The 19731-nt window shown below is 40.1% G+C and carries 16 protein-coding genes; 10 read left to right on the plus strand and 6 right to left on the minus strand.

The window, feature by feature from the left end:
• Positions 1-21: 21 nt before the first annotated feature.
• The 4 genes from B3Y13_RS03805 (at position 22) to B3Y13_RS03820 (ending at position 5831) form a co-directional block, all read left to right on the plus strand.
• On the plus strand, positions 22-2577 hold the full coding sequence (locus tag B3Y13_RS03805; protein WP_296692805.1) for a homocysteine S-methyltransferase family protein: 2556 nt from the start codon (positions 22-24) through the stop codon (positions 2575-2577).
• The gene (locus tag B3Y13_RS03810) at positions 2570-3544 is read left to right on the plus strand and encodes a hypothetical protein (protein WP_296692808.1); all 975 of its coding nucleotides are present in this window, start codon (positions 2570-2572) and stop codon (positions 3542-3544) included. The genes B3Y13_RS03805 and B3Y13_RS03810 overlap by 8 nt, the downstream gene beginning before the upstream one ends.
• Positions 3526-3918: a 6-carboxytetrahydropterin synthase QueD gene (queD, locus tag B3Y13_RS03815; RefSeq protein ID WP_296669072.1), complete on the plus strand. Its 393-nt coding sequence runs from the start codon at positions 3526-3528 to the stop codon at positions 3916-3918. Before B3Y13_RS03810 ends, queD begins: the two co-directional genes overlap by 19 nt.
• A gap of 335 nt (positions 3919-4253) precedes the next feature.
• Complete coding sequence (locus B3Y13_RS03820) at positions 4254-5831, plus strand: SGNH/GDSL hydrolase family protein (protein WP_296669073.1); 1578 nt, start codon at positions 4254-4256, stop codon at positions 5829-5831.
• A 228-nt stretch (positions 5832-6059) separates the two neighbouring features.
• Here B3Y13_RS03820 and B3Y13_RS03825 read toward each other — a convergent pair whose 3' ends face one another.
• Positions 6060-6743: a CDP-alcohol phosphatidyltransferase family protein gene (locus tag B3Y13_RS03825; RefSeq protein ID WP_296669074.1), complete on the minus strand. Its 684-nt coding sequence runs from the start codon at positions 6741-6743 to the stop codon at positions 6060-6062.
• A 150-nt stretch (positions 6744-6893) separates the two neighbouring features.
• On the opposite strand from B3Y13_RS03825, the gene B3Y13_RS03830 reads away from it, so the two are divergent.
• Positions 6894-7529: a DedA family protein gene (locus tag B3Y13_RS03830; RefSeq protein WP_296020906.1), complete on the plus strand. Its 636-nt coding sequence runs from the start codon at positions 6894-6896 to the stop codon at positions 7527-7529.
• Between the two features lie 367 nt (positions 7530-7896).
• Entirely contained in the window at positions 7897-8799 is a 903-nt protein-coding gene (locus B3Y13_RS03835) for a DUF368 domain-containing protein (protein ID WP_296669075.1), read from the plus strand.
• A gap of 87 nt (positions 8800-8886) precedes the next feature.
• Here the strand turns inward: B3Y13_RS03835 and B3Y13_RS03840 are convergent, their stop codons facing one another.
• The 4 genes from B3Y13_RS03840 to B3Y13_RS03855 are packed head-to-tail and all read right to left on the minus strand — an operon-like array spanning position 8887 to position 12352.
• Positions 8887-9726, minus strand: a complete 840-nt coding sequence (locus B3Y13_RS03840; RefSeq protein WP_296669076.1) for a glycosyltransferase — start codon at positions 9724-9726, stop codon at positions 8887-8889.
• Positions 9723-10511 (minus strand): 1-acyl-sn-glycerol-3-phosphate acyltransferase, encoded by a 789-nt coding sequence (locus B3Y13_RS03845; protein ID WP_296669077.1) that lies wholly within the window; start codon positions 10509-10511, stop codon positions 9723-9725. The genes B3Y13_RS03840 and B3Y13_RS03845 overlap by 4 nt, the downstream gene beginning before the upstream one ends.
• Positions 10512-10513: 2 nt before the next feature.
• The gene (locus tag B3Y13_RS03850; RefSeq protein WP_296669078.1) at positions 10514-11371 is read right to left on the minus strand and encodes a lysophospholipid acyltransferase family protein; all 858 of its coding nucleotides are present in this window, start codon (positions 11369-11371) and stop codon (positions 10514-10516) included.
• 24 nt (positions 11372-11395) lie between these two features.
• Entirely contained in the window at positions 11396-12352 is a 957-nt protein-coding gene (locus B3Y13_RS03855) for a glycosyltransferase family 8 protein (protein ID WP_296020938.1), read from the minus strand.
• A gap of 219 nt (positions 12353-12571) precedes the next feature.
• On the opposite strand from B3Y13_RS03855, the gene B3Y13_RS03860 reads away from it, so the two are divergent.
• The 4 genes from B3Y13_RS03860 to guaA all read left to right on the plus strand — a co-directional run bounded on the left by B3Y13_RS03860 (position 12572) and on the right by guaA (position 18256).
• Positions 12572-13420 carry a hypothetical protein gene (locus B3Y13_RS03860; RefSeq protein ID WP_296669079.1) on the plus strand — a complete coding sequence of 283 codons (849 nt, stop codon included), beginning with the start codon at positions 12572-12574 and terminating at the stop codon, positions 13418-13420.
• Between the two features lie 58 nt (positions 13421-13478).
• A complete protein-coding gene (asnS, locus tag B3Y13_RS03865) occupies positions 13479-14927 on the plus strand; it encodes an asparagine--tRNA ligase (RefSeq protein WP_296669080.1) in 1449 nt (482 codons plus the stop codon).
• Between the two features lie 14 nt (positions 14928-14941).
• Positions 14942-16228, plus strand: a complete 1287-nt coding sequence (locus B3Y13_RS03870) for a YhjD/YihY/BrkB family envelope integrity protein (protein ID WP_296669082.1) — start codon at positions 14942-14944, stop codon at positions 16226-16228.
• Positions 16229-16375: 147 nt separating this feature from the next.
• On the plus strand, positions 16376-18256 hold the full coding sequence (gene guaA, locus B3Y13_RS03875; protein ID WP_296692813.1) for a glutamine-hydrolyzing GMP synthase: 1881 nt from the start codon (positions 16376-16378) through the stop codon (positions 18254-18256).
• A 365-nt stretch (positions 18257-18621) separates the two neighbouring features.
• Here the strand turns inward: guaA and B3Y13_RS03880 are convergent, their stop codons facing one another.
• A complete protein-coding gene (locus B3Y13_RS03880) occupies positions 18622-19494 on the minus strand; it encodes an Rpn family recombination-promoting nuclease/putative transposase (protein WP_296692815.1) in 873 nt (290 codons plus the stop codon).
• Positions 19495-19731 lie beyond the last annotated feature (237 nt).

Raw genomic sequence — 19731 nt, forward strand, 5'->3', positions numbered from 1 at the left:
TTTTATTAAACTTTTCTGGTTATGAAGAAGAATTTCCGAGATTTTTTAAGCGAACAGTTTTCTAACGGTCTTCCTGTTTTTATAGACGGCGCGATTGGCACAATGATTCAGGCATCTGGCATTTGCGATTATGATATTCCAGAAGATGTTTCTGTTGAGCATCCAAAAATAATCAAAAATATTCACAAAATGTATTTAAAAGCCGGCTCAAATGTTTTGACAGCAAACACTTTTGGCGCGCTGCCGCTAAAATTAAAAAACGCACGCTATTCAACGGAAAAATATCTGTCTTCTTCTATAAAAATAATGGAAGAGGCAATTTCGGAAATCGAAGCTGAAGGAATTGTCCGTCCACATTTCAAAGCCTGGAACACTTCTCAAATCGGAAGGCTTTTGGAGCCAATGGGCGATTTGACTTTTGACGAAGCATACGAAACTTACAAAAAAACTGCGATTCTTGCAGAAAAGCTCGGTTACGACGTTGCGCTGATTGAAACAATGGCCGATTTGCACGAAGTTAAGGCCGCAGTTCTTGCAGTTCAAGAAAACACAAAGCTTCCAATTATCGCGTCAATGACTTTTCAAAAAAATCTGCGCACCCTGACCGGAGCCGACGTTCAAACAGTTGCAACTTATCTTGAAGCCCTGCATGTTGATGTGCTTGGTTTTAACTGCGGAGGCTCGCTCGAAGACGGAGAAAAAATTTCTTCTGAGTTCCTGAAATATTCGCACACTCCGGTAATTGTTCAAGTCAATGCGGGAATTCCTGTCGTAAAAAATGGAAAAACCGTTTTTCTTGTCGGGCCGGAAGAATTCTCCGAAAGCCAAAAGAAAAACCGTCTGAACGGAGCCTGCGTTCTTGGAGGCTGCTGCGGAACAACGCCAGAACACATAAAAGCGCTTGTTGAGAAAATTGAAAAAACAGGTCCTGTAAAACCAAATATGCCGGACGACAAAGACAGCACCCTTATATGCTCTTACAATAGAACAGTTCAAATCGGAGGCAGCGCAGGTCCAATGATTGTCGGAGAAAGAATCAATCCGACCGGAAAGAAAAAAGTAAAAGAAGCTTTAAAAGCGCATGATATGAATTTTGTGCTAGAAGAAGCAGAAAGCCAGATAAACGCAGGTTCACAAATTCTTGACGTAAATGTCGGACTTCCAGGAATTGACGAAGCTCAGATGATGGTTGATGCGGTCAAGACAATTCAAAGCGCTTTTTCAACTCCTCTGCAAATCGACTCTTCGGAAGCTCCTGTTATCGAAAAAGCCTTGCGCTACTACAACGGAAAAGCCCTTATAAATTCCGTAAACGGCCGCAAAGACGTCATGGACAAAATTTTTCCTTTGGTAAAGCATTACGGAGGCTCAGTCGTCGCCTTGTGCATTGACGAAAACGGAATTGCGCCGACAGCAGAAGGAAGGGCAAATGTCGCAAGAAAAATTATTGCCGAAGCGCACAAATACGGAATCCCAACCCGCGACATCATAATCGACACATTGACTTTGACAGTCAGCTCGCAGCAAAAAGAGGCGCTGGAAACCTGCCGTGCGATTTCACTCTTAAAAGATGAATTTGGAAAAGACGGATTAAAATTCATTCTCGGAGTTTCAAACATAAGTTTTGGACTTCCACGCCGCGACATAATCAATTCAAGATTTTTTGCAATGGCTCTCTTTTCCGGCCTTGACGCCTGCATAATAAATCCGCTGAGCCAGCCGATGATGGAAACTTATTGCGGTTACAGGGCGCTTGCAAATTTTGACGAAAACTGCCTTGATTACATTCAAAAATACAACGGAACGACAGCTCCAGTTTACAACGTAACCCAGGAACAGCTTTCTGCAATAAATGCCGGAACACCTGCAAAAAACGCGCAAAAAGCAAAAAGCCCTAAAAATGAATATTCGCAGCTTCCGGAAGATTTGAATGAGGACGAAAAAAATCTTGTCGACATAATCTACAAAGGCTTTAAAGACCAGTCCGCTCCGCTTGCAAAAAAAATGCTCGAAAAAGGAGCAAAAGCCGTTTCTATAATTGACAGATGCATTGTTCCTGCGCTCGACATGGTTGGAAAAGACTTTGAAAAAGGCCAGAAATTTTTGCCTCAACTTCTTTTGAGCGCAGACACAGTAAGCTATGCCTTTGAAGTTATAAAAACATTCCTTAAAGAAACAGGAATGGCAGAAGAATCAAAAGGAACGATTGTAATTGCGACAGTTTTTGGCGACATTCACGATATTGGAAAAAACATTGTCAGGGCAATGCTCGAAAATTACGGATTTGAAGTAATCGACCTTGGAAAAAATGTTCCGCCCGAAACAATAATACAGACCGTCATAGAACACGACATAAAACTCGTAGGCTTGAGCGCCCTTATGACTACAACAGTTGCAAATATGGAAAAAACAATTCTTTTACTGCGTTCCGCCTTAAAACAAATAGGAAAATCTGTTAAAATAATGGTGGGCGGCGCTGTATTGACAGCCGATTATGCCACACAAATAGGCGCGGACTATTACTCAAAAGATGCAATGCAGTCCGTAGCAATAGCAAAGGAAGTTTTTAATGGCTGAAAAAAAGCTAACAAGAAAAGAAAAACGCGACCAGAAATTCGCAAACCGCGAATTAAAATCATTCAGCGGCGTATATCCATATTTCCGGCTCTTGTGGTCGCCAAGGACTGCAAAAGTTTCGTGGAAATTTTTGTACACAGTTGCAAAAAGCTATTTGGGAACACAATTTCTGGAAAAATGGGGATTCTACCATATTCCAATCGTCAAGGTTGACTCCCCTTTAGACAAAAAAATTCCTTTTACACCGTCAAAAGTCTACATTTATATGGACTTTGTCTATCTTTTTCTGCGCCCGCTTACAATGCTCATAAGACGCTTCGGCTTAAAAAAAGCCGCGCCAATTTGCAACGCATGGTTCAGCTCAGCAACAAAAGTCTACAGAGAAGCAAGCCGAATGTACCGTCACTCGCTTTCCACAACAGAGCGCCCTCTCTACAAAGAAAATTTTCATTTTAGAGTAATCCATGCTTTCGACCCTCATCTTCTGTGCGTTCCAAGCCTGCACATTGCGCTTATAGCCCTGACAGAAGTCTTTTTTAAACGCGAATTTAAGAATATCGGCTTAAGCGACGCAGAATGTTTCCAAAAAAACACAGAACTTTACAACGAAGCAATTGAAATCGCAGAATCCGTCCTGTATATGAAGCAGCATTCTGTAAACTGCATTCCGGCGGCGCTTTACATGATTACAAAACTTTTTCCTTCGCTCTTTTCGCCAAACGACGCGACAAATTTTATAAACGATATGTTTTTAAGCACAGAACTTATAAAACCGGAAGACGTTTCTTCAATAAAAGAATACATTTCGTTTATGTACGAACGCTATTTGCTCGAAGGAGTCGCCGCAGACGACTGGAGAGATCCAGTAATCCGATGGATTGACAGTTACGACTGGAAGGCAGAAGAAGCAAAATTTGAACAAAAAGAAAACGCCAGCGGAGAAAAAAAATGTTTGAAGTACGAATAACTGACGATTTTGCCGCGGCCCATTTTTTGCGCGACTACAACGGAAAATGCGAAAACCTTCACGGACACAACTACAAAGTCTACGTCCACGTAGAAGGAAACAGCCTCGATAAAGGCGGAATGCTTTTGGACTTTACACTTCTAAAAACCGCCCTAAAGGAAGTTCTGTCAAAAATCGACCACACAAACCTAAACGAAATTGCAGACTTTGACCAGAATCCGAGCGCAGAAAGAATCGCCGTTTACATTTACAAAAATATGCTAAAAGTCCTCTCAGAAAAAGGCCTGGATCTTTCAAAAAGCTCGAACCGAAAAATAAGCAAGGTTGACGTTTTTGAAACAGACAAAAACCGGGCGCGGTATATTCCAGAATAAATTTCATATTTGGGCGGCTTTTTGCTATGCAAAAACCGAGCCATTACGGGTTCCGGCTTTCGCCTCCATTCGCAGGCGAACGGCTTTGCCGCCCTCCAGGTCTCTGCCGCATTCGTAAAAGAAATTAAAAAATGCGTCAGCGGCTGTAACGGTGAGCGCAGCGAAAACAAACGCAAGGCGTTTGGTCGTAGCCGTGAAAGACGCGGTGGCTGCCGAAGGCAGACAGACGCCCGTAAAAAAGTCTTATAAATACAAATTTTCGTTTTTTTTCTCAGATAGAAATTCTTCAAAAAAAGATTTAGAATTATAGGAAATTTTATCTTTTGGAGAATAAAATGAAAAAATTACTTGCTGCTTCTCTGGCAATTTTTGCCGGAATGTCTTTAAGCGCGTTTGCTCTCGAAAAAAGCATTGCTGACAACGAGAAAGTTGAAAAAGTTGAAGCAATCACTTCGGTTGCAAGCACAAAAGGCAAAAAAATTTATGTTGTCGGGGATTCGACTTTCAGCGCTTTTTCTGACCCTTACTACTACCCTCGCTACGGAATCGGAACAAAACTTCAGGATTATTTAAATCCAAAAAAAGTTGAAGTTATCAACCTTGCAATGTCAGGCCGCTCTTCAAAAAGTTTCTTGACAGAAGCAAATTACAAAACCCTCGTTAAGAATATAAAAAAAGGCGACTATCTTATTATCGGTTTTGGTCATAACGACGAAAAAACAGAAGAAGCGCGCTATACAAATCCAAATGGCTCAAAAGAAGAAAAAGGCTCTTTTAAAAACAGCCTTTACGAAAATTACATAAAAGTTGCACTGGACAAAAAAGCAACTCCAATTTTGTGCACGCCAATCGTCCGCCGCGCTCCGGGCAAAGCATACGAAGGTTCTTATGTTCATATTACAAAGGACACTCCAGAGTTTAAGGGCGGAGATTATCCAAAGGCAATCCGCGAACTCGGAAAAGAAACTGGCGTTTTAGTTGTTGACAACACAGCCTACACAAAGGAGCTATACGAAAAACTCGGCGACGACGGCACTGTAAAATTCCATGCCTGGCTCGGACACAAGCCTGGTTCTGTAGACAACACTCACCTTAACACTTACGGAGCTTCGGTTCTGGCTTACCACGTTATAGAGCAGATTGCCGCGGCAGACAAAAAGTTTGCAAAGCTTCTCAATAAAGAAAACAAGGAGCCGACAGAAGAGCTTTTAGTTCCAAATCCACAGTATGTAATTCCTGTTTATTCTGAATTTGCTCCGTCTGACAAATCTACAGTCTTTGAAACAACAGCTCCATGGTATGGAACAGTTTTTGGCGACATGGGCGGCATTGAAAAGATTGCAAATCCAGAAATTTACGAAATCACAGAAGAAAACGGAAAAGTTGTAATGCATTCTGGAACAAAAGACGGAAAAACCGCCGCTGGAAAAATCGCTTCAGGTTCTGACGGCCTGGCTTTTTACTTTCAGCAGATTCCTGCAAATAAAGACTTTACAATCTCTGCAACTGCAGCAGTTTTGAACGCGACAAAGAACAATCAGGTTTCTTTCGGACTTATGGTTCGCGATGATGTCCATATCGACAAGTACGACAACCAGGTAAAAAGCGATTACGTTGCCGCAGGCTGTTTAAAGCTTGCAAAAGGCGAAGGCGCCTGGAGCTCAACATTTGCACGCCTTGACGGAACTTTGAACGAAAACACAGTGCAGAAACAGGAATTCCCAGCCGCAGGAACAAAAATAGACCTTTCAATAACAAAGTCTGGCGACACTTATACCGTAAAATTCGGAAAAGACACTGCAACATTCAATGCCAAGCTCACAGAAGTTGATTCAAAATGGGTTTACGCAGGATTGTACACAGTCCGCTCTGCTTACATTGAATATTCAAACATAAAATTGGAAGTAAAATAACTAAACCGCAAATACTGAAAGCAAATTCAGTAAAATAAACTTCCAGACAAAAAAAAGAAGCTGCCCTTAAAAGACTATTCAGCAAAGGACAGCCTCTTTTTTATATTAGCCAAAACTTCGAGTTTTGCAGCACGCGGCACAGGAATGGCACATAAATGTCTGTCTTTTCAAAAATCGACATTCAGACTATTTAAAATAATTTTTGCTGATTTTATTCTTTTGATTTTTTTATTTTAAGAAAATCTTGCACAAAACCATCAAAACAGCTTCGACAAGACCGAGTATAATAAAAATCATAAGGTGCTTAAATCCAGGCTTGCGAATTTTCTTCTCAGAAATAAAAAGAAAACCTACAAGCGCCATAAAGAACATAAAGACAAATGTCAAGTCAAGTTTATTTGCAAGCTGCAAAAGATAGATTAACGGGAAAATAATCGCCGCAGTCGTAACAGGAACTCCTGTAAAATATTCACGGTTTCCGTCCTCTTCTTTCTGACGGGCTTCTTCCTGAACATTGTAATAAGCAAGGCGAATCACAGCGGCAAGAGCATAAAGAATGCAGATTATTATGAGCACGTCCTTTAAAAAACCATAATAATGAGTCCGGCTCGTCAATCTTGCGATAAAACGAGAATTGTTTACAAGGTTGATTCCAATACAGGCTGGCAAAACGCCAAAAGCGACCATATCAGAGAGTGAATCTATTTGAATTCCAAATTTTTTTTCAAAATCCGTGCGGTTCGGCTTAGAGCGTGCAACTTTTCCATCAAAAGCATCGAGACAGCCGCAGAGCATAAGGCAGATTATAGCCGCCAAAACAAGCTGAGCATTAAAAGAGCAGCAGATTCCAATGACTGCCGAAATAATTGAAAGGTAAGTCAAAATAACCGTGTAATCGTAAACACCTAACATAAATCTTCCTGTTTTTCAGAAAAAGCGTTGAATTTTGTCGTAAGCGACAAAAAAAATCATCCGTTGTCTGATTTTTTTTATATGTTTTTAATTCTATCATCTGAATAAATCCCTTGCAACTGACAGAAATTTAAAGCACAATGAATAATCATGCTGAATTCTTTGGTGAACTTTTTTACAGCACACATTCCTTACTGGCCATTAGTATGTTTTTCTCTTCTTATCCTTGCCGGATTCAATCTTCCGGTTTCAGAAGACGCAGTAATCGTTTTGTCTGCTGGAGTTACCTTTTCTGACAGTTCACTTGTAATTCCAACCTGGATCGCGCTTTATCTTGGAATTTTTATAAGCGATGTGATGGTTTACTGGTGGGGATATTTTCTTTCAAAAGGAATGTTTCAATTCAAAAAAATCCGAAAAAAGCTGACAAAAGACAAAATTCGGCTTGTTGCAAAAACTTTAGATGACTACGGATTCAGAACTTTTATCGTCTGCCGTTTTATTCCTTTCGGAGTCAGAAACACGCTGTGGATGAGTTCGGGATTTGTCGGTCTTCCTTTCAAAAAATTCCTTTTATACGATTCAATTGCCGCGCTCGTAAGCTGTTCAACTCTTTATAATCTAGTTCGTTTTATAGGCGAAGGCGCGTCTGTTGTTTATAAAATCATTGGAATCGCGCTCTTTATCGCTTTAATCGTGTTTTTTGTTTTTATGATAAGACATGTTATAAAAAAAGAAACAAAGTTTTTTGAAGACGAAGCCGGACAAGAATCAAATTTCCAATAAAACCACGAGGAGAAAAAACATAGGCTATGTGGCGGCACCTATCAATACTGACAGGAGATAAAACATAGGCTATGCGGCGGCACCTATCAATACTGATAGGAGATAAAACGTAGGCTATGCGGCGGCACCTATCAATACTGATAGGAGATAAAACGTAGGCTATGCGGCGGCTATCAATGCTATAGATGTAAGATACATTGGCAATTTTCAGGATTGGAAACTTCTTTTAAAGTATATTAAACTTATCTTTAAAGGTTTGCGTTGCAAACTTTCTTATCATCGGCTGTTTCTCACTTCGTTGCGGAACAACTTAAAAACCAATCCTAAAACTAAAGTTTTAATCTTGGCTTTTTATGGGAGATTTTTTATGAATATGATACAACTTTTATTTATAGGGATTACAATCGGAATGGCAAACGTAATTCCTGGAGTTTCTGGCAGCACAATGGCAGTTGTCTTTAACATTTACGACCGTTTTGTAAACGCAATCACACTAAACATAAAAAAGCTTATCGAAAACAGGCGCTTTGTAATTCCTGTCGTCGGAGGAATGGCTCTCGGAGTTCTTCTTTTCAGCAAGCTGATTACGGTTTTATACGAAAATTTTCCAGTCCAGACAGACTATTTTTTTACTGGACTGATAATCGGAAGCATTCCAATGCTTTTTTCTTTTATGACAAAAAAACAGGATGGTCAAAAATTTACTGCAAAAAAAACAATTTCTATCGTAATCTGCGCGCTTGCAGGTTTTGCAGTTTTGATTGGATTCGGGCTTTTGGGAAGCGATATTGATACCGCAAAAGAAATGTCAAAATCTCTTCCGCAGTGGACTTTTCCGCTTGCGCTGCATATTTTTGCGGCAGGTTTTGTCGGAGCAATTGCCATGATAATTCCTGGAATTTCCGGATCGCTTTTAATGCTGATTATGGGAGTTTATCCGATTGTAATGAAAAGCATTCCCGCGCTTTTTGTTCCGGCACAAACATTGCAGGCTTTTTTTCTCTTGCTTCCAAATGGAATCGGAGTTTTGGCAGGACTTTTGTGCGGAGCCTGGATTGTAAAAACTTTTCTTAGAATTGCTCCAAACCAGACCTATGCCGTAATTTTTGGACTTATTGCAGGCTCGGCAATCCAGCTTTTTCCTGGAATAAAAGGAATTTCCGGCGTTCTTCCAGGAATTGCCTGTTTACTCTGCGCATTGGCAGGAATTTTCCTGGCATATTTCAGTTCAAAAGTTACAGCAAAAGAAGAAACAGAAAAATCCTTTTAAGGCAACGGCAATTTAGCGTGCAAAACTTTTACTGCGCGCTAAATCGCAAAAAAATCAGCATGCAAAAACAAGCCTCACCTTCAAAATCTAAATTTTGCTGAATTCCTTCTCAAATTTGTTTTTCTGATAAATATATTCATAAAGAATATCATCAAAATTCTCATAGCCAAAAATTTTATGGACTTTAGTAACGCTCCACTGCTTTATATTTGCAGTATGAGGATAGGGAGTCCAAAAAAGCCGTTTAGAAAAATGGCGGATTACTGTATTTTTATACAAAAATTTCTGGTCGTTAAAACGCTGGCTGAGCATTTTCTTTTTTGTAGTGCAGCGGATTATCGCGCTTTCGTCCGCAAAAACAAGTTTTTTTGTCTTTATCAGCTCGCGGCATTTCTCAAAAAGTTTTGTTTCGCGGCATTTTTTCAAGTTGAATAAAATTACGCCGGCATTGATAAAATTCGGATTTATTAAAAATTTTCCGTAATGGTCGCGGGCCGCGGCATATTCAAAACCTTCAATATCCGTGTTCCACAAAAGGTCAATGTCGCGGTTAAAAAGAATATCAACATCAAGATAAAGAATTTTTTCCGGAAGCTCTTCATAAAGGTCGGCAAAAAGCCTGATTAAAGTGTAAGGCGAACAATAACACTGCTCGTTCGGACAGCTGTCAAATTCTTTCTTGTAAATATCCGTAACATCAACTTTCTTAACGCAGTTTTCCGGATTATAAGTTTTTGCAAGGCCGTCCAAAAACAAAGCCTGGGAATCTACAAGCGGAGTATAATCAGCCTTTAGATAAGAAACGTCCATTGTAAAAATAAAAAAAGTAAACGGCTCTTTTGATTCGGTTCTCTTAAAAATAGAAAGCATTGCAGAAAGCATTCCGTCAAAAACTTTATAGTTTCCGCAAAAAAGAATGTTTTTCATTGTTCAGAGTTCTCCAGTTTTTCATATTTTATCAATTCAACTTCGTTAAGCTTGCTTCGTTCGCACATTGCTTCAAAAACCTGATTTCTAAGCGATCTGCGTTTTTCTTTAGCACTTAAACTTTCATCAGCAAAAAACGGACCGTCAACATAGGTCACCATTCTTGGATTTTTTGAAAAACGCCGCTTTTTATAAACATTGGTAAAGCAAAAAACCGGCGTACTGTATTCAACAGGATATTTAAATGAACTGTCCAAAAAAGGGCGGATTTTCGTATAAAACGGCCAGATATGCGCTTCTGGATAAATCATTATTGCACGCTTTTTAGAAACATGAAATTTAATCGTTTCCATAAAATTCCGGCCGGCCCTCAAATTGTCGGGCAAAGGAAGGGCCCCGACATAAGGCAAAAATCTTCCCAAAACAGGAATCGAAACATTGTTCGGGTGAACAATAACCATCGCATCCTTTGGCCAGCAGACAAAGGTCGGAACAAGGGGATCTGCAAAGACGTTTGTGTGGTTTGCGTAAATAAAAAAAGACTGCCCTTTATAAGGCTTTAAAACCTGCCTGTTTACAATTTTGTGGGAAAATTTCAGCTTCAGGTAAGACCATGCGACAGGAACAGCAATAATCCTGTAAATAAAAAAGTGGGCAAGGTTCCAGCAAAAACCGCGGCCGCCGTAATTCCATGTCTCATCGATTTTTCTAGGAACGATAACGGCAGTAGAAAACTCGTCGTTTAATTCATCTTTGTAATAAATTATTTTCCGCCTGTATGCCATAACTATTTTTCTTCTTCAGAATAAACGAGAGGAATACCATAAAATTCCTCGTAAACTTTTTTCCAGACAGAATAATTTTCGTTTTTCATAAATTCGGCATTTTGGCGCACAGAAAGCTCTTTTTTGGGAAAAATCGGCTTTAAAATATTCACTGTATATTCCTGAACAAAAAAACCGTCCGAATCAACAATGTCAGAATCCCGCATCGTAATAAAAAACGGAATGACAGGAACATTATTTTCGGCAGCCATTTTAAACGCTCCAGAAACAAGAGGACGCGGCTTTCTGTAATTCCACCACATAGCCTGCTCTGGATAAATCAAAATCTGCCTGCCCTGCGCAAGGTAAGTCTTTACAGCATGCATAAAATTTTTCATTGTGGAAGCAACGCTGCTCAAAGGCAAAGTGTTGCAATGCTTAAAAAGAAAACCGTAAAATCCCGGAAAATTCGTATAATTTCCTTCGCGGCATACTTTTACAAGCTCCCGATGATAGACATGCTTTTCGATTGCTTTGTAAACGGCAAAATTATCCATTGCATTAAAATGATTGCAGGTAATAACCGCGCCTTTTCTCTTCATTTCAATGTAATTTTCAAGGCCTTTCACTTCCTTCAAAATCATGATTTTTTTGCGCAAAAGTGAATTTATATAGTTTCGTGCAAGGATATTTGCAAATTTCATCCAAAAACGGCTCGAAATCTTTTCGTTCAGATAATCAACCATTTCCGGCTTAAGAGGAATAGTCGGCGGATCGTCTTCAACGTCCTGAGACCAGCGTCCTTCCCGCTCAAACTGCTTTATTTTTTCGATAACCGCAAGTCTGCCTGGATCTTTTTGAATTTCCGCTTGATTTTCCATACAAAAACTCCGTTTCCGGTTATTTTAAGCCTTTCTTTTTTGGGAATTGCAATAATTGTTCGGATCGTTTGAATCTTCAATAGCCATTTTTACAAGATTTTCAAAAGCAAGCCTGTCGCGCTCGTGCAAATCTTCCGTATAGCCAGCCTTGATTTTTAAAATTGCATCGTACAAAAAAGTCTTCTGCGCATAATTCCAAAAATGCTCTTCATAGTAAATGTTGTCATAATGCCAAGGCTTCCAGTTGATTTTATAGTGAATAAGCTTGAGATTTCTGTCGTCGAATTTGTCCGACTTAAACGAAGATTTATTCCATCCCAAATCAACCATCTTTACTTTTCCATAGCACAAAACATTAAGATAATCTTCGTCCTGAGTAACACGGAATGTATAAGTATTCATCAAGTCAATAAATTTTGTTTCAATGTTATCTTCGCGGTATTTTTTTGCATTGATTAAAAGAACTCCGGCGCTAAAATATTTTTCACGCGGAATGCCAAGCGCTTTTTCAACATAATTGCCAAAAACGTCATATTCCATCATAACTTCTTCGCTGGCAGCACCGAGAATATTGCCGCCAATGTCGATATTGTAAAATTCAGAAATATCGCCCTTTACAACAATGTCGCAGTCCAGATAAATAACCTTGTCGTACTGAGGAAAAACCCTCGGAATAAAAACACGGCAGTAAGTTTCTTTCGAATAATAATCGCGCAAATGAAAATTTCCAGAAGACTTATCCATTTCCTCGGTTAAAGAAACAAAATCAATCGAAACGCCGTCAGGACGGGCATCGCGGCAAATCAACTTTAACTGTTCAATATATTCCTGTTTAAGGCTTGTAGTCAAAATATAAATTTTGTAAAAATATTCATTTGAAGCATTGTCCAAAAGCGAAGTCAGCGCAACTGCCAAAAAAGGAACATAATTGTTATCAGTCGCAAAAAAAATTGGAATTACTTTTTTAGTATTGTTCTCCATAATAGAGAAAACTATAACATTTTTTATATGCTGTATTCAAGTAAAAAATTTGGAGCAAATTCAACTTTCAAACCGGCTTTCCGCAGTTCCGCTTTCGCTCCATCCGCCAAAAAGGCGGACACTGCGTGCCGCTGCAATCCGGGCTAAAAACAGCGGACAGAGCGGCATTTTTGCCCATATCTTTAAAAATTTCTGTTAATTTTATATTCTAAAGCCACAATGAAAAACCTAAAAAAAACAATTTTCGCTATTAGCGCAATACTCACATTCAGCTTTGCACAAAAAACTTTTGCGGCCGAATTTTCAGAATCAGAAAACACACTTATTTCTGAAATTTTTGATTTTCGCCTTACGTTGCGCTCATACGCAACAGCCGACGAATGCATAGAAAAGATTATTTCTTACCGAGAATCTATCAACGAAAAGCTCAGCTCATTCAGCGAGGAAGCGCAGATTGTCTGCACAAATATGCTCGCGACTGCGCAGTACAACTGCGAATACGAAAAAGACATGCATTCTCCAAAAATGGAATCAATTTTAAGACCGCAGTACGAACGTCTTACAAAATATTCCGAAGGAAAAACCGCCGAAACGCTCAATCCGTGGTTTGTCCTTACTTCCGCCGATATTACAAATTCAATGATGCAGTTTTTGCCACGTTCCGCTTCAATAACAGCTGGGCTTCAGGAAAAAAAAGATTATGCGCTTGTCGTAAAAAACAATCCGCAAATGCCGTTTGCCCTCACCCTAAGCGGATGGTGGTATTACTACGCTCCAGCAGTCGGCGGAGGAAGCAATTCAAAAGCCGGAGAATTTTTCAAAAGCGCGCAAAAATATGCAGTTTCCAGCTACGACAAATATTATTGCAACATAAACCTTGCGCAGTTTTATTTTGAACAGAAAGACACTCAAAAATGCAGTCTTTATATGGAAGAAGCAGAAAAAATTCTTCCAGGAACACGTTACGTAGAACTCTTAAAAAAGATGAACAAAATCGGCTATTCGCTTTTTGACTACAATATGAACAGCCGCCGCGAAAAAATAGACAAAAAACTTTTAAAGCAGTAAAAAGCACGCAAAAAATGCTCGTTGAAACACCAGTTAAAATTCGATATACTAATGGATTATGAAAACAGAACTTATTAAGGATATTTTAACATCCGCACCAGACGGCCGCCCGGTTACAGTTTGCGGCTGGGCACGTACAGTCCGCGATTCAAAGAATCTTGTTTTTATTCAGGTAAATGACGGTTCTTGCTTCGCTTCTATTCAGCTTACTTTCGACCGCACAAATCCGGCAAATCCACAGAATTCTGAAAATATCGAAAAAGCATTAAAAGACCTTTCGACAGGCGCCTCGCTCAAGGCTACAGGAAAACTTATAAAATCTCCTGCTTCAGGCCAGTCTGTCGAAGTAAATCTCGAAACACTCATTGTCTTGGGAAAATGCCCTTCAGATTATCCGATTCAGAAAAAAGCCGCTTCAATGGAATTTTTGCGTGACAATGCGCACTTGCGCGCCCGCACAAATACTTTCGGCGCAGTTTTTAGAATGAGAAGCCAGATGGCATTTGCCCTGCACACATTCTTTCAGGAACGCGGCTTTTACTACATCAATACTCCAGAAATCACCTGCTCTGACTGCGAAGGCGCTGGCGAAATGTTCCAGATTACAACACTTTCAATGGAAAAACTTGCGGAAATCGCAGTTGAAAAAGGCGCTTCTGGAATGAAAAAAGACGACGCTTCAAAGCTTGTAAACTACAGCAAGGACTTTTTCGGCAAAAAAGCAAGCCTTACGGTTTCCGGGCAGCTCGAGGCAGAAACTTTGGCAACTGCTCTCGGACGTGTTTACACTTTTGGCCCTACTTTCCGCGCGGAAAATTCAAATACAACCCGCCACCTGGCAGAATTCTGGATGTGCGAGCCAGAAATGGCATTCTTCGACCTCGAAGATGACATGGACATTCAGGAAGATTTTATCAAATATCTTTTGAACTGGGCTTTGACAAAATGTTCGGCAGATATGGAATTCTTCAACAAGAGAATTCAGCCAGGCGTAATCGACACCTTGCGCCACGTTGTAGAAACTCCTTTCAAGCGTGTTTCTTACACAGAGGCAATCGCAGAGCTCGAAAAGCATGCAGAAGATTTTGAATACAAGCCATATTGGGGCTGCGATCTAGCAACTGAGCACGAACGCTATTTGACAGAAAAAATCTACAAATGCCCGGTAATGGTTTACAACTATCCAAAAGAAATCAAGGCTTTCTATATGAAGGCGAATGACGACGGAAAAACAGTAAAAGCTGTCGATGTTCTTGTGCCTGGACTTGGCGAAATTATCGGCGGTTCAGAACGCGAAGAAGACTACGACAAGCTTTTAAACAGAATCAAAGAACTCGGTTTAAGACCGGAAGATTACAGCTGGTATCTGGATTTGCGCAAATTCGGCACAGTTCCTCATTCAGGATTCGGACTTGGATTTGAGCGTCTTTTGCTCTACGTTACAGGAATGCAGAATATCCGCGACGTTATTCCGTTCCCGCGCGCTCCAAAACTCGCAGATTTCTAATTTTGTAGTCTCTGATGAAAAAACGGGCAGTCACCATTGTAACTTTTGCACAGAGCGTTTTTCTCAACCTAAAGTTGTTCTTTCAAAACGGTCTGCTAAGCTATTCAAGCGCCTGCTCGTTTGACCTTATTTTTTCTGTTGTTCCGGTGCTTTTAATGGCAATTCTGATTGCAGTGCGCTTTTTGCATGCTTCTCCAGAACTGTTTGCATCTATCTACAGCGCTATTCCAGAACTTCAAAAATATTTTGATCCGCGGAGCGTAATTTCCGCCTTTCAAACGCCAAAAAGATTCAGCACTTTGGAATTTCTTCTTTTATTTTTTATTGTATGGATGGCGCGAAGGCTCTTTGCTTCGGTTTTTGCCGCCATGAGAAATATTTTCCACGACCAGCAGCAACGGCGCGCGCTTTTTAACCAAATTTTAGCATTTGTCTTTGAATTTATTTTCGTTTCAATAATCGTAAGCTTTTTATTCGCCTATATGTCGATAAAAACGATTCTAAAGCTTCCATTTTTCCAGCGTTTTCCACAATTAGATTTTATTTACGACAGCATTTTAAACGGAAAATTTCTTTCATCGCTTTTTAACCTTTTTATTCTTATCGTCGTCGTTTTAATGTACAAAATCGGCTCAGGCACAAAACCTAAATTCCGGCTCTGTCTTTTGTCCGGCTTTGTCTGCACAGTCAGCTTCTGGATTTTTAGAACGATTTTGCATTCATTCATCAACATAAGCCGCTATAACATGATTTACGGCGTGCTCGGAAACGTAATTATCTTGCTATTGGACATCTTTTTTTTCTTCGTTTTTTTTATGTTTTTTGCCCAGTACATTTTTGTCTGCCAGTTTTTTGATGAACTTTTGCTTGGAGAACTTTATCTTCTTCCCAAAAAAGAAGGCTCGAATTTTTCAGAAAAATTAAAGCGCGCACTTTTTATACGTCCCGATTTTCTCCTTGCAAACCAGCTTGCGCTCACCTACCTTGCGCCAGGCGAAAAACTCTACAAAGAAGGCGACCAGAATACTTTTGCCTACTATATTCTAAAAGGCTGCGTAAAACTTGACCGAAACGAATACGAAGACACTTTGTTTTATTACCGCGGTGATTTTTTTGGCGAATTAAACTGCATTCTCGTAAAGCCACGGAGCTCAACAGCAACAGCAGTAACCGACACAGCACTAGTAAAAATCCGCGGTAAAAATTTCAGGTTCCTCGTAAAATCAAACCAGCAGGTTACCCAAAAAGTTTTAAAAGAACTGAGCGAATATTTGACAAAACTAAAAAAGCACAGCCTTTAGTTTTTGAGCGCTAGATTTTTTTACAGAAACAACATTCCTTTCAAAACCCGTTTATTATTTATTCAAAATAATTTATAATCGGAAGCAAATTATTCTTGTTTGTATCCACAAGTTTGCGTTGCAAACTTTATTATTATGGAGAAATAAATGTCACGTTCTAAAATCGTTGTCCTGGATTTCGGCTCACAATATGCGCATCTTATCGCAAAACGTTTTCGCGCAATGGGATATTATTCAGAAATTGCGCTGCCAAGCGCAGAGCTTTCCGTTTTTGAAAATGCAAAAGGAATCATTCTAAGCGGCGGACCGTCTTCCGTTTATGAAGAAAACGTTCCTGACTTCAATAAAGAAATTCTAACCCTTGACTTGCCAATTCTTGGATTATGCTACGGCCATCAGCTTATGGCGCAGTCATACAACGGCAAAGTCGGCAAAGCGCACACTGGAGAATTTGGGCATGCGACTTTAATTCAAACCCAGGAAGGAAAAAAATCACCGCTTTTAAAAGGCATATCTTCAGAGACTCAGGTTTGGATGAGCCATCAGGACGAAGTTTTAGAGCCAGGAGAAGGCTTTGAGGTCATAGGCTCAACAAAGGACTGCAAATTTGCAGCCCTTCAAAACCTTGCAAAAAAAAGATTTTCGCTCCAGTGCCATTGCGAAGTAAAAGACACTCCAGAAGGCAACAAAATCTTTAAGAATTTCGCAGATTTCTGCGGAATGGAAATAAACTGGGACGAAGACACAGTTCTTTCGCACATTACAGAAACAATAAAAAAAGATGCCGGAACAAAGAACGTTCTTCTCTTTTTGAGCGGCGGCGTTGACTCGACAGTCGCATTTGCGCTTTTAAACAAAGCTCTCGGACAGGACAGAGTTTTGGGACTTCATATCGACAACGGCTTCATGCGCAAAAACGAATCAAAAAATGTCGAAAAGGCATATCACGGCCACGGATTCAAAAATTTTGTAGTAAAAGACGCTTCCGAAAGTTTTTTGAACGCAATCAAAGGCCTTACCGACCCTCAGAAAAAGAGAATGGCAGTCGGCGAGAATTTTATAACTGTGCGCGACGCTTTCGTAAAAGAACAGAATCTTGACGAAGACAAATGGATGCTTGCGCAAGGCACTCTTTATCCGGATATAATCGAATCGGGCGGAACAAAAAACAGCAAGACAATAAAAACACATCACAACCGCGTAGAAGGAATCCAGAAACTTATTGAACAGGGCATGATTATCGAGCCCCTTAAAGATCTGTACAAAGACGAAGTCCGCTCAATCGGAAAAAAACTCGGACTTGCAGACGAGCTCGTAATGCGCCATCCGTTTCCAGGCCCAGGCCTTTCAATCAATGTGCTCTGCTCTGACGGCACATTTACAGACAGCGACAAAGAAGAGCTTGCAAAAGCTCAAAAAGAGCTCGACAGCGTGGTAATCGACCAGTTTTGTCCAAACTGCGCCTCAGAATTAAAGCGCTCAGTTCTGCCAGTGCGTTCAGTCGGAGTGCAGGGAGATTTCAGGACATACCGTTTTCCAGCCTGCCTCGCTTTTAAAAACGAAGGCAACGGATTTTATCATATTCCAAAAAAACGCGAAAAAGTCGAAAGCTGCTCTTCAAGAATTACAAACAGCTCGCAATTCTTGAACCGCACAATTCTAAAGCTCTACCAGAATCCTCAATTAAAAGACGAAGACTTGAAAATTCAGGAAGGCTACTGTACAAAAGAACGGCTCGACCAGCTGCGCGAAGTTGACAACATCGTTTTAACACAATTGCACAAAAACGGCCTTTACAGTTCAATTTTCCAGCATCTTACAATCGATTTGCCTTATGCCTCGTCAAAAGAAAAAGCAAGCTTTGTGTTGCGCCCAGTCTGCTCGGAAGACGTTATGACCGCCCGCTTTGCATGGCTTCCAATGGACGTATTAAAAGAAATTATCCGTCAGATTGCGGCCCTTCCGTTTGTAGACGCATTGTATTTCGATGCAACAAACAAGCCGCCGGCAACATTCGGCTGGGAATAACAAACAAAGAGGATGCCCGTAAATCCAAACATTTATTCCCGTGTCAGCAATGTCGTCATTTTCCTGTTAACAATACTGTCATTCTCGCACTAATAATTCTGTCATTCCCGCACTTGATGCGGGAATCTATCTGCATGGATTATCGGGTCAAGCCCGATAATGACAGTAAAAACACTTATTAGACATACCCATTTTTGGACGGCATCAGCTTCCCGCGACCGGCCATTCCAGCTTCGCTAACCGCTCATTGCCGGCATTAGCCGGCAACTAAAGGCTTCCATGTCCGGCGTAAGGCATCCTAAAAAACTGCATAGACTTTCCGCGCGCTCCGCAGTTTGTTTTACAAAAAATTCAGAATAAAACAATCAGCCTTTCAGGAGTTTATTTACTTCAGAAAGTTTCAGCCCTGTACACTCTGCAACAACATCTTCAGGAATATTTTTAGAAAGCATTTTTCTAGCAGTCTCAAGAGTTTTTTCCTCAACTTCTTCTTTGGCCAAATTTTTTGCAATTCCATTAGCCATATCCTCTGCCATGTTTTTAGCCATATCCTCTGCCATGTTTTTAGCCATATCACTCGCCATATCTTTAGCTATATCTTTAGCTATATCTTTAGCTATATCTTTAGCTATATCTTTTGCAAGTTCTTGAGCTATCACAGGTGCAAGTTCCTGAGCCCGTTCTTCTGCCTGTATCCGCATTTCCTGTTCCCATGTCATATATCTATGCCTCCATTGGGCGTTCATTTTTACACGTTCGACCAATGCAGAAAGCCTGTCTGTAAAATTGTCCTTTGACGTTTTTCCACACAGGTACTTAAAAAATGAACGCAACTTCTCTGACTGCATTTTATCATACATGCTTGCGTTAAAAAAGACATTGACAGTCCCGTCGCTCATCTCTATATTCTTGTCTTCTAACGCAAAGTAGCGGAAAGTATAAACCGGAAGATTATAGCCAAAAGCATCGCCCATGCATAAAAAAATCACATAACTTTCTTTTAAACTTTCATAATTTCCGCCGGATTGAATATTGTCAACATCCATCAACCCCTGATAATATCTTGCTCTCTTTGCAAGCTTTGTTACGTTAGAAGTCTGAATTTCAATATCAAAGCAACGTCCGGTTCCATCCTTTACATAAACATCAAACCGGACACCATGAGACTCAAAATCTGTTTTAAGAGAGTATTCCGAGCAATTTTTTTCAATTCTATCAATTTTTATGTTTAAAAGCATCTCCAGAATTTTTTTAGAAACATCAGGATTTTCTTCCAGAACTTTACAAAAAATAANNAGTGTTTAAACAAAAAATAAAATTGTTTGCAAGCGTAAGACTGTTCCATTTCTCCGCTGGAGTCAATTCATTTTTCAAAGACATTTTTTTCTCCTAAAAACGCCGTTTTAGCGACGGGCTCTAAACGAATGTCATTCCCGAACTAATAATTCTGTCAATCCCGCACTATAATTCTGTCA

Source organism: Treponema sp. UBA7567 (assembly GCF_002476655.1).
Classification (GTDB): Bacteria; Spirochaetota; Spirochaetia; order Treponematales; family Treponemataceae; genus Treponema_D.

Excerpts from the sequence above, each read along its gene's own strand:
- B3Y13_RS03830 (WP_296020906.1), top strand. The coding sequence starts at position 6,894 with ATGCTGAATTCTTTGGTGAACTTTTTTACAGCACACATTCCTTACTGG.
- guaA (WP_296692813.1), top strand. The coding sequence starts at position 16,376 with ATGTCACGTTCTAAAATCGTTGTCCTGGATTTCGGCTCACAATATGCG.
- B3Y13_RS03880 (WP_296692815.1), bottom strand. The coding sequence starts at position 19,494 with ATGCTTTTAAACATAAAAATTGATAGAATTGAAAAAAATTGCTCGGAA.
- B3Y13_RS03855 (WP_296020938.1), bottom strand. The coding sequence starts at position 12,352 with ATGGAGAACAATACTAAAAAAGTAATTCCAATTTTTTTTGCGACTGAT.
- B3Y13_RS03870 (WP_296669082.1), top strand. The coding sequence starts at position 14,942 with ATGAAAAAACGGGCAGTCACCATTGTAACTTTTGCACAGAGCGTTTTT.
- B3Y13_RS03845 (WP_296669077.1), bottom strand. The coding sequence starts at position 10,511 with ATGGCATACAGGCGGAAAATAATTTATTACAAAGATGAATTAAACGAC.
- B3Y13_RS03850 (WP_296669078.1), bottom strand. The coding sequence starts at position 11,371 with ATGGAAAATCAAGCGGAAATTCAAAAAGATCCAGGCAGACTTGCGGTT.
- B3Y13_RS03860 (WP_296669079.1), top strand. The coding sequence starts at position 12,572 with ATGAAAAACCTAAAAAAAACAATTTTCGCTATTAGCGCAATACTCACA.
- B3Y13_RS03835 (WP_296669075.1), top strand. The coding sequence starts at position 7,897 with ATGAATATGATACAACTTTTATTTATAGGGATTACAATCGGAATGGCA.
- asnS (WP_296669080.1), top strand. The coding sequence starts at position 13,479 with ATGAAAACAGAACTTATTAAGGATATTTTAACATCCGCACCAGACGGC.
- B3Y13_RS03840 (WP_296669076.1), bottom strand. The coding sequence starts at position 9,726 with ATGAAAAACATTCTTTTTTGCGGAAACTATAAAGTTTTTGACGGAATG.
- B3Y13_RS03805 (WP_296692805.1), top strand. The coding sequence starts at position 22 with ATGAAGAAGAATTTCCGAGATTTTTTAAGCGAACAGTTTTCTAACGGT.
- queD (WP_296669072.1), top strand. The coding sequence starts at position 3,526 with ATGTTTGAAGTACGAATAACTGACGATTTTGCCGCGGCCCATTTTTTG.
- B3Y13_RS03810 (WP_296692808.1), top strand. The coding sequence starts at position 2,570 with ATGGCTGAAAAAAAGCTAACAAGAAAAGAAAAACGCGACCAGAAATTC.
- B3Y13_RS03825 (WP_296669074.1), bottom strand. The coding sequence starts at position 6,743 with ATGTTAGGTGTTTACGATTACACGGTTATTTTGACTTACCTTTCAATT.
- B3Y13_RS03820 (WP_296669073.1), top strand. The coding sequence starts at position 4,254 with ATGAAAAAATTACTTGCTGCTTCTCTGGCAATTTTTGCCGGAATGTCT.